15 protein-coding genes are annotated in these 13545 nt (G+C 71.1%); 1 reads left to right on the top strand and 14 read right to left on the bottom strand.

Annotation, left to right across the window (positions count from 1 at the left end):
* The first annotated feature begins 24 nt into the window (after positions 1 to 24).
* Positions 25 to 1554, top strand: coding sequence for a PQQ-binding-like beta-propeller repeat protein (locus ACFVT5_RS18640; RefSeq protein WP_389888465.1), 1530 nt, complete (start codon positions 25 to 27; stop codon positions 1552 to 1554).
* 4 nt (positions 1555 to 1558) lie between these two features.
* Here the strand turns inward: ACFVT5_RS18640 and ACFVT5_RS18635 are convergent, their stop codons facing one another.
* From ACFVT5_RS18635 to ACFVT5_RS18570, 14 genes are all read right to left on the bottom strand, one after another.
* The gene (locus tag ACFVT5_RS18635; RefSeq protein WP_389888463.1) at positions 1559 to 2386 is read right to left on the bottom strand and encodes a sirohydrochlorin chelatase; all 828 of its coding nucleotides are present in this window, start codon (positions 2384 to 2386) and stop codon (positions 1559 to 1561) included.
* Entirely contained in the window at positions 2386 to 3312 is a 927-nt protein-coding gene (locus tag ACFVT5_RS18630) for an ABC transporter permease (protein WP_389888460.1), read from the bottom strand. Before ACFVT5_RS18630 ends, ACFVT5_RS18635 begins: the two co-directional genes overlap by 1 nt.
* Complete coding sequence (locus ACFVT5_RS18625; protein WP_389888458.1) at positions 3299 to 4087, bottom strand: ABC transporter ATP-binding protein; 789 nt, start codon at positions 4085 to 4087, stop codon at positions 3299 to 3301. The genes ACFVT5_RS18630 and ACFVT5_RS18625 overlap by 14 nt, the downstream gene beginning before the upstream one ends.
* Positions 4088 to 4120: 33 nt before the next feature.
* Positions 4121 to 5239, bottom strand: a complete 1119-nt coding sequence (locus ACFVT5_RS18620) for an ABC transporter substrate-binding protein (RefSeq protein WP_389888455.1) — start codon at positions 5237 to 5239, stop codon at positions 4121 to 4123.
* A gap of 144 nt (positions 5240 to 5383) precedes the next feature.
* Complete coding sequence (locus ACFVT5_RS18615) at positions 5384 to 5551, bottom strand: hypothetical protein (protein ID WP_389889466.1); 168 nt, start codon at positions 5549 to 5551, stop codon at positions 5384 to 5386.
* A 2-nt stretch (positions 5552 to 5553) separates the two neighbouring features.
* Positions 5554 to 6903, bottom strand: coding sequence for a sulfate adenylyltransferase subunit 1 (locus ACFVT5_RS18610; protein WP_389888452.1), 1350 nt, complete (start codon positions 6901 to 6903; stop codon positions 5554 to 5556).
* Between the two features lie 2 nt (positions 6904 to 6905).
* Complete coding sequence (cysD, locus tag ACFVT5_RS18605) at positions 6906 to 7844, bottom strand: sulfate adenylyltransferase subunit CysD (RefSeq protein WP_389888449.1); 939 nt, start codon at positions 7842 to 7844, stop codon at positions 6906 to 6908.
* The gene (cysC, locus tag ACFVT5_RS18600; RefSeq protein ID WP_389888446.1) at positions 7841 to 8416 is read right to left on the bottom strand and encodes an adenylyl-sulfate kinase; all 576 of its coding nucleotides are present in this window, start codon (positions 8414 to 8416) and stop codon (positions 7841 to 7843) included. Before cysC ends, cysD begins: the two co-directional genes overlap by 4 nt.
* Positions 8416 to 9117 carry a phosphoadenylyl-sulfate reductase gene (locus ACFVT5_RS18595; protein ID WP_389888444.1) on the bottom strand — a complete coding sequence of 234 codons (702 nt, stop codon included), beginning with the start codon at positions 9115 to 9117 and terminating at the stop codon, positions 8416 to 8418. The genes cysC and ACFVT5_RS18595 overlap by 1 nt, the downstream gene beginning before the upstream one ends.
* Positions 9114 to 9302 (bottom strand): hypothetical protein, encoded by a 189-nt coding sequence (locus tag ACFVT5_RS18590; protein WP_389888441.1) that lies wholly within the window; start codon positions 9300 to 9302, stop codon positions 9114 to 9116. The genes ACFVT5_RS18595 and ACFVT5_RS18590 overlap by 4 nt, the downstream gene beginning before the upstream one ends.
* 151 nt (positions 9303 to 9453) lie before the next feature.
* Positions 9454 to 11151, bottom strand: a complete 1698-nt coding sequence (locus ACFVT5_RS18585; RefSeq protein ID WP_389888438.1) for a nitrite/sulfite reductase — start codon at positions 11149 to 11151, stop codon at positions 9454 to 9456.
* A 138-nt stretch (positions 11152 to 11289) separates the two neighbouring features.
* A complete protein-coding gene (locus ACFVT5_RS18580; protein ID WP_313879519.1) occupies positions 11290 to 11373 on the bottom strand; it encodes a putative leader peptide in 84 nt (27 codons plus the stop codon).
* 158 nt (positions 11374 to 11531) lie between these two features.
* Positions 11532 to 12092, bottom strand: coding sequence for a GNAT family N-acetyltransferase (locus tag ACFVT5_RS18575; protein ID WP_389888435.1), 561 nt, complete (start codon positions 12090 to 12092; stop codon positions 11532 to 11534).
* A 33-nt stretch (positions 12093 to 12125) separates the two neighbouring features.
* The gene (locus ACFVT5_RS18570) at positions 12126 to 13415 is read right to left on the bottom strand and encodes a GAF domain-containing protein (RefSeq protein WP_389888432.1); all 1290 of its coding nucleotides are present in this window, start codon (positions 13413 to 13415) and stop codon (positions 12126 to 12128) included.
* Between the last annotated feature and the right edge of the window lie 130 nt (positions 13416 to 13545).

Below are 13545 nucleotides of genomic sequence, written 5' to 3'. Positions count from 1 at the left end.
GGGATTCAGGGGTGGGAGAAGCACATGGTCGAGGACCGCAGACCGCCGGGCACGGGGGCGTGGAGGTGGGTGGGGCCCGCGCTGGTGGCGCTCGCGGCGGGTATCTGCGGGACGCTGGCCGTCGAGTTCCACTGGCTGGGCTGGACGTCGATCCCGGGCGGCTCCTGCGGAGGCCGCTACGGCAGCACGTGCCCGGACGGTACGGGTCCCACCCTGCTCCTCGCGTTCCTGTTCTCCTTCACCGCACTGCCCCTGGCGTTGGGCGCGTTCGCCCTGTGGCACCGGTTCCGCAGGGGTGCCTGGATCGCGGTCGTGCTGCTCTGCGCCGGCGCCGGACTGGCCGTGTCGCCGGGTTTCCAGGCGTACGAGTGGATGCGCGGGCCCGTCCTCGACGTCGCCTGGGACACCCCGTACGACCGGCCCAAGTCGGTCCAGGGCAAAGGGGTGTGGGTGCGCGAGGACGGCACGGTGATCCGTGCCAAGGACGACGCGCTGGTGGCGTACGACCCCGACGACGGTGCCCGGCGCTGGACCGTGAAGGCGCCGGTCCGCAAGTCCGTGTGCGCGATGAGCGAGAGCGCCCCGGACGGCGTCGGCGTGATCGCGTACCACCGGCACGGCAAGCCGTGCGACTCGGTCGCCGGGATCGATCTGCGCGGCGGGCGCACCCTGTGGGAGAAGCCGGTCGCCGGCGTCACCCGGTTCACCGACCCCTCCGACGGTCTCGTCGCGGCGGACGACGGGACCGCGGTCGCGGTGACCGATGACGGTGTACGGGCCTTCGGCCTGCGTGACGGTGAGCCCCGCTGGACGCACCGGATCGGAGGGGACCACCGCCCGCTCCTCGCCTCGGCGGCCGGCGGACGGGTCCGTGTCGTCACGGAGCGCGACACCGGCGGGTCCGGCACGCCCGAGACCCGGTTGCTGACCCTCGACGCCGCCACCGGTGACCAGGTGCGCGGCGAGCGGCTTCCCGTGGAGAGCGAGTTCGAGTCGGCCTTCGTCGTCTCGGCCGAGCCGTTCACGCTGTGGCTGAAGGAGGAGGACGAACGCGGCCTCGACGCCTTCCTGGTCTTCCCCGCGAAGGGCGGTGACCCGCTGGTCGTGCCGCGCACGTCGGACGACGAGGACCTGGTGGTGACGTCCGGACTCGGCTACTTCCCGGCCCGCCCGCCGCTGCTCGCGACCGTCCAGGGCGACACCCTGATCGTCGCTTCGCAGAAGCCGGGCGACGACTATCCGACGGCGGTGTCCGCCTACTCGCTGAAGGACGGCGAGCGGCTGTGGCGTACGGGCGTCGGTGACTCGGTCCACGCGGTGGCGTCGGTCGGCGCCGACCGTCTCGGGGTGCTCACGGGTGAAGGCCGGGTGTGGGTTCTGGACGGCCGGACCGGTGCCAAGGATGCCGACTTCGACGAGGGTGTTCCGATCCACGACGAGGCCGGCCGGTTCGATCTGTATCCGCAGCTCGTCCGGGAGCCGGGCGGGGACTGGATGCTCGTCAACGGCGACGGCAACGAGCAGCCACCCGTGATCGGCCTGACCAGGGGATAGCCGGTCAGGCACCCACCGCGACCCGGTGCTCCGCGCGCACCGCGCCGTCGTATCGCTGGAGCAGCACCCGCGCCACCTCCGGCGCGGGCCCCAGCACACCGGCGAGCACATCGGCCCCGGCGTCGACGGCGCCCCGCGCGATGCGGTCCGGCAGGAACCCGGGCGCGAGGAGGTAGGGGGCGACGGCGACCCGGCGCACCCCTTCGGCGCGCAACCGGCGTACGACGTCCTCGGTGCGGGGGAACCCCGAGGGATGTGCGGGAGGCGTGGCGGAGGCGAACGCGGGCCGCACGGCGCACCAACCGGTGTGCCGCCACTCCCGCGCGATTGCTGCGATCACCGCGATCGCCTCCGGGTCGGTGGAGCCCGCCGAGGCCAGGACGACCCCGGTCGTGGGCTTGTCGCCGGGCGCCAACCCGGCCTCGTACAGCCGCTGTTCGAGTGCGGAGGTGAGCAGCGGCGACGGGCCGAGTACCTCGGCCTGCCGGATCCGCAGCCGCGCGGGCGCGGCCCGCAGCACGGCCGGGATGTCGGCCTTGGCGTGGAACGCCCGGGTCAGCAGCAGCGGTTGGGCGACGACGTCCCGTACCCCGTCCGCGGCCAGCGACTCCAGGACGCCGGACACGGACGGGACGTTGAAGTCGAGGAAGCCGGTCTCCACGCGCAGGCCGGGGCGGAGCGCCCGCACCCGGCGCACCAGGGCGTGCACGGTCGCGGCATGGCGGGGGTCGCGGCTGCCGTGCGCGACGACCACCAGCGCCGGGCCGTACCCGTGAACCGGCGCCGGGCCGTACCCGTGAACCGGCGCCGGGCCGTACCCGCGCACGGACATCAGCTCTTCACCAGCAGACCACGCCCGCGCAGCACCCGCCGCTCCAGCGGACTGAAGATCAGCAGATCGATGGCGATACCGACGAGCAGGATCAGGAAGATCGCGAGGAACACCTGGGACATGCTGCTGTTGGTCCGGCCCGCCTCCAGCAACTGGCCGAGCCCGATGCCCAGATCGGGTGACGACGCGATGATCTCGGCGGCCATCAGCGACCGCCACGAGAACGCCCAGCCCTGCTTCAGGCCCGCGAGATAGCCGGGCAGCGCAGCGGGCATCACGATGTGCCAGGTGCCGCGCAGACCGGTGGCGCCCAGGGTACGGCCCGCCCGCAGGAACAGCGGGGGGACCTGGTCGACGCCCGACACCAGACCGTTGGCGATCGACGGGACCGCGCCGAGCAGGATCACCGCGTACATCATCGAGTCGTTGAGCCCGAGCCAGATCACGGCCGGCGGCACCCACGCGACCGACGGCAGTGACTGGAGCCCCGACAGGATCGGCCCGATCGCCGCCCGCACGAACCGCACCCGCGCCACCAGGAGCCCCAGCGGCGTACCGATCACCAGGGCGAGCAGGAAGCCGAGCAGGCCGCGCGACACACTGGTCCAGATGTAGTCGAGGAGGGTGCCCTGGTCCCAGGCGTTGACGACCTCCTGCCATACGTCACCGGGGGGCGGCAGCTTGTAGGTGTCGGTGACCTTCGCCCAGACGAGGATCTGCCACACCGCCAGGACCAGTGCGACCGCGATGACCGGCGGCAGCACCTTCTGCACCAGCGTCTCGCGCAGCGGTGTCCGCCGGGTGTGCACCGTGTCCAGGGCGTCCAGGCCCGCTTCGAGCCCGGCGAGATCGTGCCCGTCGCCACGGGACCCGTTGGATCCGGAGGCCCGGTCGTCCTTGTCGACCGTCGTCTCAGTGCTGCCCATGGCGGCGGATCTCCCCACGCAGTTGTTCGGTGATCTCGACGGACAGCTCCGCCACGGCGGTGTCCTCGATACGACGCGGCTGCGGAATGTCGACCGTCCACTCCCGCGCGATACGGCCCGGCCGGGACGACAGGAGCACCACGCGCTGCGCGAGCCGTACCGCCTCACGGACGTTGTGCGTGACGAACAGGACGGACAGACCCGTCTCGCGCCAGATCCGGGTCAGCTCGTCGTGCAGCACGTCCCGGGTGATCGCGTCGAGCGCGGCGAACGGCTCGTCCATCAGCAGGAGTTTGCTGTCCTGTGCGAGCGCGCGGGCCAGCGCGACCCGCTGCCGCATCCCGCCGGACAGCTCGTGCACCCGCTTGCCGTACGCGTCGGTCAGCCGCACCAGTTCGAGGAGTGCCTGGGCCCGGTCGCGGCGCTCGGGCTTCGCGACGCCCCGTAGTTTCAGGGCGAGTTCGATGTTCTTGCCCGCGGTCAGCCACGGGAACAGGGCGTGTTCCTGGAACATCAGGGCGGGCCTGCCGTGGGTGCTGATGGTGCCCGCGCTCGGGCGGTCGAGCCCGGCGGCGAGGTTCAGCAGCGTCGACTTTCCGCACCCGGAGGCTCCCAGGAGGGTGACGAACTCGCCGGGCGCGACATCGAGGGTGATGTCGTCCAGGACGAGCTGGGGTCCCGCGGGGCCCTCGAAGGACTTCGAGACATGCTCGATCCGCGCGGCGTGCTCCACCGCTTCCGTGCCGTCGGCGGCCTTGGCGAGCGTGGTGGCCATGGTCGTCACCTCCTGGGAGTCGGGGAATCCGGGCTACTTGGCGCCGAGACCGGCGTCGGCGACCGCGGGCTTGCCCTCGGCCTTGAGGACCTTGTTCAGTGTGGTCAGGTCGTAGATGCCCTGGAGGTCGGGCTTCTCCAGGAGACCGGCCTTGACGGCGTGCTGCGCCTCGGTGTCGAGGGTCGACGCCAGCGGGTCGTCCGTGAACTGGATCGACTTCCACGCCGGGTCGATCACCTCGGCGGGCAGTGCCTTGCCGGACAGCTCCTTGAGCTTGGCGTTGGCCGCTTCCTTCGCCTGGTCCGGGTTGGCGTTGATCCACGCGTTGGTCTTCACCGCGCCCCGCAGGACCGCCTCGACTACGTCCGGGTGCTCCGAGAGGAACTTCTGCGACACGATGATGTTCGTGATCACGAACTTCTTGTCGGGCCACAGGTCCGACTCGTCCAGGAGGACCTTGCCGCCCTCGGCGACCAGCTTCGACGCGGTCGGCTCCGGCACCCACGCACCGTCGATGGAGCCGGACTTGTAGGCGTCAGGGGTGATCTTGTTGTCGGTGCGGACCACCGACACATCGCCCTTGCCGCTCTGCGCTTCGACCTTCCAGCCCTTCTCGGCGATCCAGTTGAGGAACGCCACGTCCTGCGTGTTGCCGAGCTGGGGGGTGGCTATCTTCTTGCCCTTGACGTCGTCCAGGGTCTTGATCTTGTCCGGGTTGACGACGAGCTTCACCCCGCCGGACGCCGAACCGCCGATGATGCGCAGGCTCTTGCCCTGGGACTTGGTGTAGCCGTTGATGGCGGGCGACGGGCCGATCCAACCGATGTCGATGGAGCCCGAGTTCAGCGCCTCGATCTCCGAGGGCCCGGCGTTGAACTGCGCGTACGACGCCTTGGTTCCGCCCAGTTCCTTCTGGAGCAGGCCCTGCTGGTCGCCGATGAGCGCGGTCGCGTGCGTCAGGTTCGGGAAGTAGCCGATCTTGACGGTGTCGGCGGAGAGCTTCTTCGCGCCGGCGGCGGGAGCGGCGGAATCGGACGAGTCGTCCGCCTTGGAACCGTAACCGCAGGCCGTCGCGGCGAGTGCGAGGAGCGGGAGCGCGGTGACGGCGGCGAGGCCGCGGCGCAGGGCGACGGAGCGGGTGGTGGCAGGCACGGGAGGTGGTCCTCTCGTTGGCCCGGCGGTCACGACGTCAGGTCGTGGCCGGGAGGTCGGCAGGTCTGCGGCGCCCACGGTGGGCGCGGCGTCGGGGACAGCGGTGCGGGTGGTGCCGGTGGGCGCGCAGGCAGTGCGCGTACGTCAACGCGCACATCGCGCCACTCCGCCCTGTCCGCTGCCGAGGGCGCCGCTGCCGACCCGGCCGCCCTCCTTCGCGAAGGTCGAGAACATGTCGATACCCGTCGGGCCGGTTCTGTCCGTGACGGTCGGACCCGTTCTGCGCACGCTGCTCTGACCGGTTCTGTCCATGATCAGAAATCCCACCCGTCGTCGTCGGCCGGGGCGGTGGCCTCGGCCGGCGCGGCGAACGAGTCGCCCGCCATGCCCGCGGCCAGCGTTGTCCCGTCCGCCGGGTCGATCAGCAGGAAGGAGCCGGTGCGCCGTGAGTCGGCGTACGCGTCCAGGGCCAGCGGTTCGGCCGTGCGGACACGGACGCGGCCGATGTCGTTGGCGACCAGCCGCCCCGGCTCGGGGTGCTGCGAGAGGTCGTCCAGGGTGAGCCGGGACGGGATCTCCTTGACGATCGCCTTCACCGTGCGCGTGGTGTGCTTGAGCAGCACCCGCTGGCCGACCGTCAGCGGCTGGTCGGCGACATGGCAGACGGTCGCCTCGACGTCCTGCGTGGTCGCGGGCGCGTCCCCGGACGGCACGATCAGATCGCCGCGCGACACATCGACATCGTCGGCGAGGAGCAGCGTCACCGACTGCGGGGTCCACGCCACGTCGACCGGGGTGCCGAGCAGATCGATCCCGGCGACCGTGGAGGTGCGCCCGGACGGCAGTACGGTCACCGGCTCGCCGACCCGGAAGGTGCCGGCGGCGATCTGGCCCGCGTATCCCCGGTAGTCGGGGTGCTCGGCGGTCTGCGGACGGATCACGTACTGCACGGGCAGCCGGGCGTGACAGGTCGTCAGATCGTGGCTGACGGGCACGGTCTCCAGGTGTTCCAGGACCGTCGGGCCGCCGTACCAGTCCATGGTGGCGGACGGCTCGACCACATTGTCACCGACCAGCGCGGAGATCGGGATCGCGGTGACCTCGGGGACGCCCAGCTCGGTCGCGTACGCCGTGAACTCCTTGGCGATCGCGGCGAAGACGGGCTCCTTGTAGTCGACCAGGTCCATCTTGTTGACGGCGAGGACCACATGCGGCACCCGCAGCAGCGCGGCGATCGCGGCATGGCGGCGGGTCTGCTCGACCACCCCGTTGCGGGCGTCGACCAGGACGACCGTCAGCTCCGCCGTCGACGCGCCGGTGACCATGTTGCGGGTGTACTGCACATGCCCGGGGGTGTCGGCGAGGATGAACCGGCGCCGGGGCGTGGCGAAGTAGCGGTAGGCGACATCGATGGTGATGCCCTGTTCGCGCTCCGCGCGCAGCCCGTCGGTGAGCAGCGCCAGGTCGGGTACGTCCTGGCCGCGGCTGCGGGACGCGTGCTCCACGGCCTCCAACTGGTCGGTGAGGACCGACTTGGAGTCGTGCAGGAGCCGGCCCACCAGGGTCGACTTGCCGTCGTCGACCGAACCGGCGGTGGCGAACCGGAGCAGGGTCGTCGCGGAGAGACCGGCGAGCTGCCCGGCGGCGGGTGTGGTGCTCGTCATGGCTAGAAGTACCCCTCGCGCTTGCGGTCTTCCATGGCTGCCTCGGAGAGCTTGTCGTCGGCGCGTGTCGCGCCCCGCTCGGTCAGGCGTGAGGCGGCGATCTCCGTGATCACGGCGTCCAGCGTGGTGGCGTCCGAGTCGACGGCGCCGGTGCAGGACATGTCGCCGACCGTGCGGTAGCGGATCAGCCGCTTCTCGACGGTCTCGCCGTCCTTGGGACCGCCCCAGTCACCGGCGGTCAGCCACATCCCGGAGCGCTGGAAGACGTCCCGCTCGTGCGCGAAGTAGATCTCGGGCAGCTCGATGCCCTCGCGGGCGATGTACTGCCATACGTCCAGCTCGGTCCAGTTGGACAGCGGGAACACCCGGACGTGCTCACCGGGCGCGTGCCGGCCGTTGTAGAGCTGCCACAGCTCGGGGCGCTGGCGGCGCGGGTCCCACTGCGAGAACTCGTCGCGCAGCGAGAACACCCGCTCCTTGGCGCGGGCCTTCTCCTCGTCACGGCGTCCGCCGCCGAACACCGCGTCGAAGCGGTGCCGCTGGATCGCCTCGGTCAGTGGCACTGTCTGGAGCGGATTACGGGTGCCGTCGGGCCGTTCGCGGAGGGTGCCCGCGTCGATGTACTCCTGCACGGACGCGACCAGGAGCCGCAGTCCGTGCCGGGCCACCGTGCGGTCGCGGTATTCGAGGACCTCGGGGAAGTTGTGGCCCGTGTCGACGTGCAGCAGGGTGAAGGGGACGGCGGCGGGCGTGAACGCCTTCAGCGCGAGGTGCAGCATGACGATGGAGTCCTTGCCGCCGGAGAACAGGATCACCGGCCGCTCGAACTCACCCGCCACCTCACGGAAGATGTGCACCGCCTCGGACTCCAGGGCGTCCAGGTGCGACAGCGCGTACGGGCTGTCGGTGTCGCCGGAGACGGTGGCCACGGTCGTCGTCATGAGAGACCCCTCTCGATGAGCAGCGCGTGCAGCGCCGCCGCGGACTCGTGCACGGTCTGGTGCTGCGACTCGATGCGCAGATCGGGCGACTCGGGTTCCTCGTACGGGTCGTCGACACCGGTGAGCCCGGAGATCTCACCCGCCGCCTGCTGGGCGTACAGCCCCTTCACATCGCGTACGGAGCACACGTCGACCGGTGTGGCCACATGCACCTCGATGTACGCGGTGCCCTCGCTCTGGTGACGCTTGCGTACCGCGTCCCGGCTGTCCGCGTAGGGCGCGATCACCGGCACCAGGGCCAGCACGCCGTTGCTCGCGAGGAGTTCGGCCACGAAACCGATGCGCTGGACGTTGGTGTGCCGGTCCTCGCGGCTGAAGCCGAGGCCCGCCGAGAGGAAGGTACGGATCTCGTCGCCGTCGAGTACCTCGACGCGGCGGCCCGCGTCCCGCAGCCGGTCCGCCAGTTCATGGGCGATGGTGGTCTTGCCCGCGCTGGGCAGACCGGTGAGCCAGACCGTGGCACCGGTCACCTGGTTCCCTCCCGTCGTCGCTGCCGTCGCTTCCGTGGTCATCAGCCGTGCAGCCCGCATTCCGTCTTGCCGCGCCCGGCCCAGCGGCCGGCGCGCGCGTCCTCGCCCGCCAGCACCCTGCGGGTGCAGGGCGCGCAGCCCACGGACGCGTAACCGTCCATCAGGAGCGGGTTGGTGAGGACCCCGTGCTCGGCGACGTACGCGTCGACGTCGTCCTGGGTCCAGCGGGCGATCGGCGAGATCTTGACCTTGCCGCGCTTCTCGTCCCAGCCGACGACCGGCGTGTTCGCGCGGGTCGGCGACTCGTCGCGGCGCAGGCCCGTCGCCCAGGCCCGGTATCCGGTGAGGCCCTCTTCGAGGGGCTTGACCTTGCGCAGCGCGCAGCACAGGTCGGGGTCGCGGTCGTGCAGCTTCGGACCGTACGCGGCGTCCTGCTCGGCGACGGTCTGGCGGGGCGTGAGGGTGAGGACGTTGACGTCCAGCACGGCCTCCACGGCGTCCCGGGTGCCGATGGTCTCGGGGAAGTGGTAGCCGGTGTCGAGGAAGACGACGTCCACGCCGGGGAAGACGCGGGACGCGAGGTGTGCGACGACCGCGTCCTCCATCGAGGAGGTGACGCAGAAACGCCGTCCGAAGGTGTCGGCCGCCCAGCGCAGGATGTCGAGCGCGGACGCCTCTTCGAGGTCCCGGCCCGCCTGCTCGGCGAGTTCCCTGAGGTCGGTGCTGTCGTGCGTGACGGTCATATCTCGTCCCCTCCACTGTCCTGGCGCCGAAGCCCCCGGGCGAGCAGCCCGAGGAACTTCACCTGGAATGCGCGATTGCATGCCGCGCATTCCCAAGCACCGTGAACACCTTCGACGGCTTCACTGGGACGCAGGTCCTCGTCGCCGCAGTAGGGGCAATAGAAGGGAGCCGCCCTCTCGCTCACGACAGGGCCTCCCCTCTTTTTGAGGCTCGGTTCGCCTCCGGGGCGCAGATGCCTCCGTCGACGGTCGACCGTGCTCGGCCACTCGTTCCTCGCAGCCTCCGCGCGCTCTCCCTTTCGACGGAGGCGCGCCCCTTCGGCTCACTCGCCGAGCTCACGACAGGGCCTCCTCGGAAGCGCGGAGCGCCCACGTGGCGAAGCGTTCGCCGTTCTCCCGTTCGGCCTGGAACCGCTTGAGGACCCGCTCGACATAGTCCGGCAGTTCGTCCGACGTGACCTTCAGACCGCGCACCTTGCGGCCGAACCCGGCCTCCAGGCCGAGCGCGCCGCCGAGGTGGACCTGGAAGCCCTCGACCTGGTTGCCGTCCTGGTCGAGCATCAACTGGCCCTTGAGACCGATGTCGGCGACCTGGATACGGGCGCAGGCGTTCGGGCAGCCGTTGATGTTGATGGTGATCGGCTCGTCGAACTCCGGGATGCGGCGCTCCAGTTCGTCGATGAGCGAGGCACCGCGCGCCTTGGTCTCGACGATCGCGAGCTTGCAGTACTCGATGCCGGTGCAGGCCATCGTGCCGCGCCGGAACGGGGACGCGTTCACCTTGAGGTCCAGCGACTCCAGGGCCGCCACCAGCGACTCGACCCGGTCCTCGGCGACGTCGAGCACGATCATCTTCTGCTCGGCCGTGGTGCGCACCCGGCCCGAGCCGTGCGCGTCGGCGACCTCGGCGATCTTCGTCAGCGTGGTGCCGTCCACACGGCCCACGCGCGGCGCGAACCCGACGTAGAACCGGCCGTCGTTCTGCCGGTGCACGCCCAGGTGGTCGCGCCAGGTGCCGGCGGGCTGCTGCGGCGCGGGTCCGTCGGTGAGCTTGCGCTGGAGGTACTCGTCCTCCAGGACCTGGCGGAACTTCTCCGGGCCCCAGTCGGCGACCAGGAACTTCAGCCGGGCGCGGGTGCGCAGCCGCCGGTAGCCGTAGTCGCGGAAGATGCCGATGACGCCGCCGTAGACGTCGGGGACCTCGTCGAGCGGGACCCAGGCGCCCAGGCGTACACCGAGCTTCGGGTTGGTGGACAGGCCGCCGCCGACCCACAGGTCGAAGCCGGGGCCGTGCTCGGGGTGGTCGACGCCGACGAAGGCGATGTCGTTGATCTCGTGCGCCACATCGAGCTGCGGGGACCCGGAGATCGCGGTCTTGAACTTGCGCGGCAGATTGGAGAAGTCCGGGTTGCCGATGAAGCGGCGCTGGATCTCGTCGATCGCGGGCGTGCCGTCGATGATCTCGTCCTCGGCGATCCCGGCGACCGGGGAGCCGAGGATGACGCGCGGGGTGTCGCCGCACGCCTCGGTGGTGGACAGCCCGACGGCTTCCAGCCGCTGCCAGATCTCCGGGACGTCCTCGATCCGGATCCAGTGGTACTGGACGTTCTGCCGGTCGGTGATGTCGGCGGTGCCGCGGGCGAACTCCTGCGAGATCTCACCGATCACCCGCAGCTGCTCGGTGGTGAGCCGGCCGCCGTCGATACGGACCCGCAGCATGAAGTACTTGTCGTCCAGCTCCTCCGGCTCCAGGATGGCGGTCTTGCCGCCGTCGATCCCGGGCTTGCGCTGGGTGTAGAGACCCCACCAGCGCATCCGGCCGCGCAGATCGTTCGGGTCGATCGAGTCGAAGCCCGTCTTGGAGTAGATCGTCTCAATGCGTGTCCGCACATTGAGACCGTCGTCGTCCTTCTTGAACTGCTCGTTGCCGTTGAGCGGGGTGTAGTGCCCCACGGCCCACTGGCCCTCGCCGCGGTGACGGCTCACCTTGCGGCGGGGCGCGGCTGCGCCAGGCTTCTGCGGCGTTGCGGCCATGGGTATTCGTCCTCCGGGACAGGCAGGAATGCGGCTCTGACTCGCGCATACGGAGAGGGCACGGAGGGCGGAGCCCATCCGTGCGCCACGGTGCGCGAGGATGCGTCTGAGAAAGGGGAAACGGCGGTGCTGGAGAGATCAGCTCGCCGGACAGATGGCGCTGGACATGCGGCCGAGGTCGACGTGTCGCCGACTCACCAAGGCAATTCCAGCTCTGGACATGACGGAAGCGTGTCACGGCGGTCTCGGGGCAGTCCACCATTATCCATCATGTGGACACCCTTGTCCCGAATGGTGGGACAAGGGTGGTGTCGGTCACACCGGGGTTTCCCGGCGGCGAAACCGGGTTCCCCCGGGGTGGCGGTGCGGCCCGCCGCTGCTCAGGCGCCCGGCCAGGGTCCCGGCGTCGCCACCTCCGGCTCCTCCTCGACCTTCGTGTCGAACAGCTGGAAACCGCGCCGCAGGTAGTTGTCCATCGCGTGCTCACCGTCCTTGCTGCACGTATGCAGCCAGACCCGTTTGGTCGGGGGCAGATTCGGCCACCGCTCCGCCAGGTCCCACGCCCGCGCCACCCCGTACGACAGCAGATGCCCGCCGATACGGCGGCCCCGGAACGCGGGGACCAGTCCGAAGTAGACGATCTCGACCGCGCCCTCTTCCTGCGCCTGCATCTCCACATACCCGGCCGGCGTCCCGTGGTCGTACGCGACCCAGGTCTCGGTGCCCGGCCGGGTCAGCGCCTCCTCCCACTGCGCGTACGTCAGCGCGAGCCGGTCCGTCCAGCGGATGTCCTGGCCGACGGCCGTGTAGAGATAGCGGCTGAACTCCGGCGAGGGAACGCCGGCCCGGACGACCGTCACCTCTCCGGGGGGTGCCGTCGCCGGGCGCAGATCGGCCGGCGAGGTCTGCTCAAGGGACCAGGTGGTCACAGTGATGCTCATGCGGGCCAGGGAACCACGGGCGGACCTCCCGGTTCAAAATGACCGGGCACGCAGTACCGCCGGGGCCGTCGAGTGCGGCAACAAGTCCGCCGGGTACGCGGGCAGCACCGTCTCGACCTCCGTGTCCTCGCGGAACCGGTACGGACGGTGCTCGATGAGGCCGCCCAGATAACGGCGTACCCGCGACAGCTCCGCCCGGACCGTCACCCGGCGCTCCGGGTCCCCGAACAGGTCGTCGGCCAGCTCCGCCGCGCTGCGCCCCCCGCGGTGCGCCGCGAGGAGATACAGCAGCTCCGCGTGGCGCGGGCTCAGCTCATGCGTCCAGTCGCCCGCCCCGCCCGACACGGTCACCGACCAGCGCCGCCGCCCGCTCACGTCGAGCACCACCCGCGTCACCGCCCGCCGCCGCTCCTCCGCGTCGCCCGGCCCGTCCACCCGTACCAGCCAGCCGCCCGGCAGCGCCTCCACCGCGCACCCGCCGAGCGACGGCAGCCAGGCGCGGCCCACCGCAAGACCGCGCGGCAGCGCCAGCCGGTCCACCGGGGCCATCCCGGTCACCGCCGCCGTCCAGCCGTGCGCGTCCACCGCGATCGCCCGGCCGCCGATCCGGGCGAGCACCGGCGCCGCCACCGACCGCAGCCGATCGAGCGCCGCCCGATGCCGCTCCCGCAGCCGGGCCTCCGCGAGCTTCGCGACCGTCGCGACCAGCGCCAGCGTCGCCGGATGCATCGTGCCCAGCGGCCCGCTCACGTCCACCACACCGAGCAGCCGCCCGTCCCTCGGGTCCGCTATCGGCGCGCCCGCACACGTCCAGGGATGATGCGTCCGTACGAAGTGCTCCGCCGAGAACACCGACACCGGGCGGCGCACCACCAGCGGCGTCCCCACACCGTTCGTGCCGACCACCGACTCGGCCCAGTCCGCGCCCGGTTCGAAACCGAGCAGGTCCGCCTTCCGCAGCACCGCCGCGTTGCCCTCACGCCACAGCACCCGGCCCTCCGCGTCGCACACCACGACGATGTGCTGCGCCTCGTCCGCCACCGACATCAGCCCCTCACGCAGCACCGGAAGGACCTCGCGCAGCGGCGAGCGCCGCCGCCGCTCCGCCAGGTCGTCCGGGCTCAGCAGCCCCGACCGGTGGTCGTGGTCGGGGTCCACACCCCCGCGCAGCATCCGGCTCCACGACTCGCCGATCACTCGGCGCGGCACGGCGGGCGACCGCTTCCCGGTCAGCGCCGCGGCGCGTATCTCCTTCAGCAGCCGGGCGGCGCGTGCCGCGTCCACGGCGGCGAGCTTCGTCACATCGAACGGTGACGTCGTCACTGGGTACTCCCCGATCCCGAGCGGAGACGTTGCAAGAGGCGTTGCAACCTCTTGCAACTCTGGTGAACGGCCCCTCGTTGCCGGAGGCTTGGCGCGGCGCCGCTCGTTCCGGGCGCAGGCTCCTGTTACG

The sequence above is a fragment of the Streptomyces sp. NPDC058001 genome (genome assembly GCF_042886315.1).
GTDB lineage: Bacteria > Actinomycetota > Actinomycetes > Streptomycetales > Streptomycetaceae > Streptomyces.
The sequence above is the reverse complement of the archived record's forward strand: the minus strand, read 5'-3'. Positions and strand labels throughout refer to the sequence as shown.

Excerpts from the sequence above, each read along its gene's own strand:
- ACFVT5_RS18635 (WP_389888463.1), bottom strand. The coding sequence starts at position 2,386 with ATGTCCGTGCGCGGGTACGGCCCGGCGCCGGTTCACGGGTACGGCCCG.
- ACFVT5_RS18580 (WP_313879519.1), bottom strand. The coding sequence starts at position 11,373 with ATGTCCAGAGCTGGAATTGCCTTGGTGAGTCGGCGACACGTCGACCTC.
- cysC (WP_389888446.1), bottom strand. The coding sequence starts at position 8,416 with ATGACCACGGAAGCGACGGCAGCGACGACGGGAGGGAACCAGGTGACC.
- ACFVT5_RS18625 (WP_389888458.1), bottom strand. The coding sequence starts at position 4,087 with ATGGCCACCACGCTCGCCAAGGCCGCCGACGGCACGGAAGCGGTGGAG.
- ACFVT5_RS18595 (WP_389888444.1), bottom strand. The coding sequence starts at position 9,117 with ATGACCGTCACGCACGACAGCACCGACCTCAGGGAACTCGCCGAGCAG.
- ACFVT5_RS18615 (WP_389889466.1), bottom strand. The coding sequence starts at position 5,551 with ATGGACAGAACCGGTCAGAGCAGCGTGCGCAGAACGGGTCCGACCGTC.
- ACFVT5_RS18610 (WP_389888452.1), bottom strand. The coding sequence starts at position 6,903 with ATGACGAGCACCACACCCGCCGCCGGGCAGCTCGCCGGTCTCTCCGCG.
- ACFVT5_RS18630 (WP_389888460.1), bottom strand. The coding sequence starts at position 3,312 with ATGGGCAGCACTGAGACGACGGTCGACAAGGACGACCGGGCCTCCGGA.
- cysD (WP_389888449.1), bottom strand. The coding sequence starts at position 7,844 with ATGACGACGACCGTGGCCACCGTCTCCGGCGACACCGACAGCCCGTAC.
- ACFVT5_RS18585 (WP_389888438.1), bottom strand. The coding sequence starts at position 11,151 with ATGGCCGCAACGCCGCAGAAGCCTGGCGCAGCCGCGCCCCGCCGCAAG.
- ACFVT5_RS18640 (WP_389888465.1), top strand. The coding sequence starts at position 25 with ATGGTCGAGGACCGCAGACCGCCGGGCACGGGGGCGTGGAGGTGGGTG.
- ACFVT5_RS18575 (WP_389888435.1), bottom strand. The coding sequence starts at position 12,092 with ATGAGCATCACTGTGACCACCTGGTCCCTTGAGCAGACCTCGCCGGCC.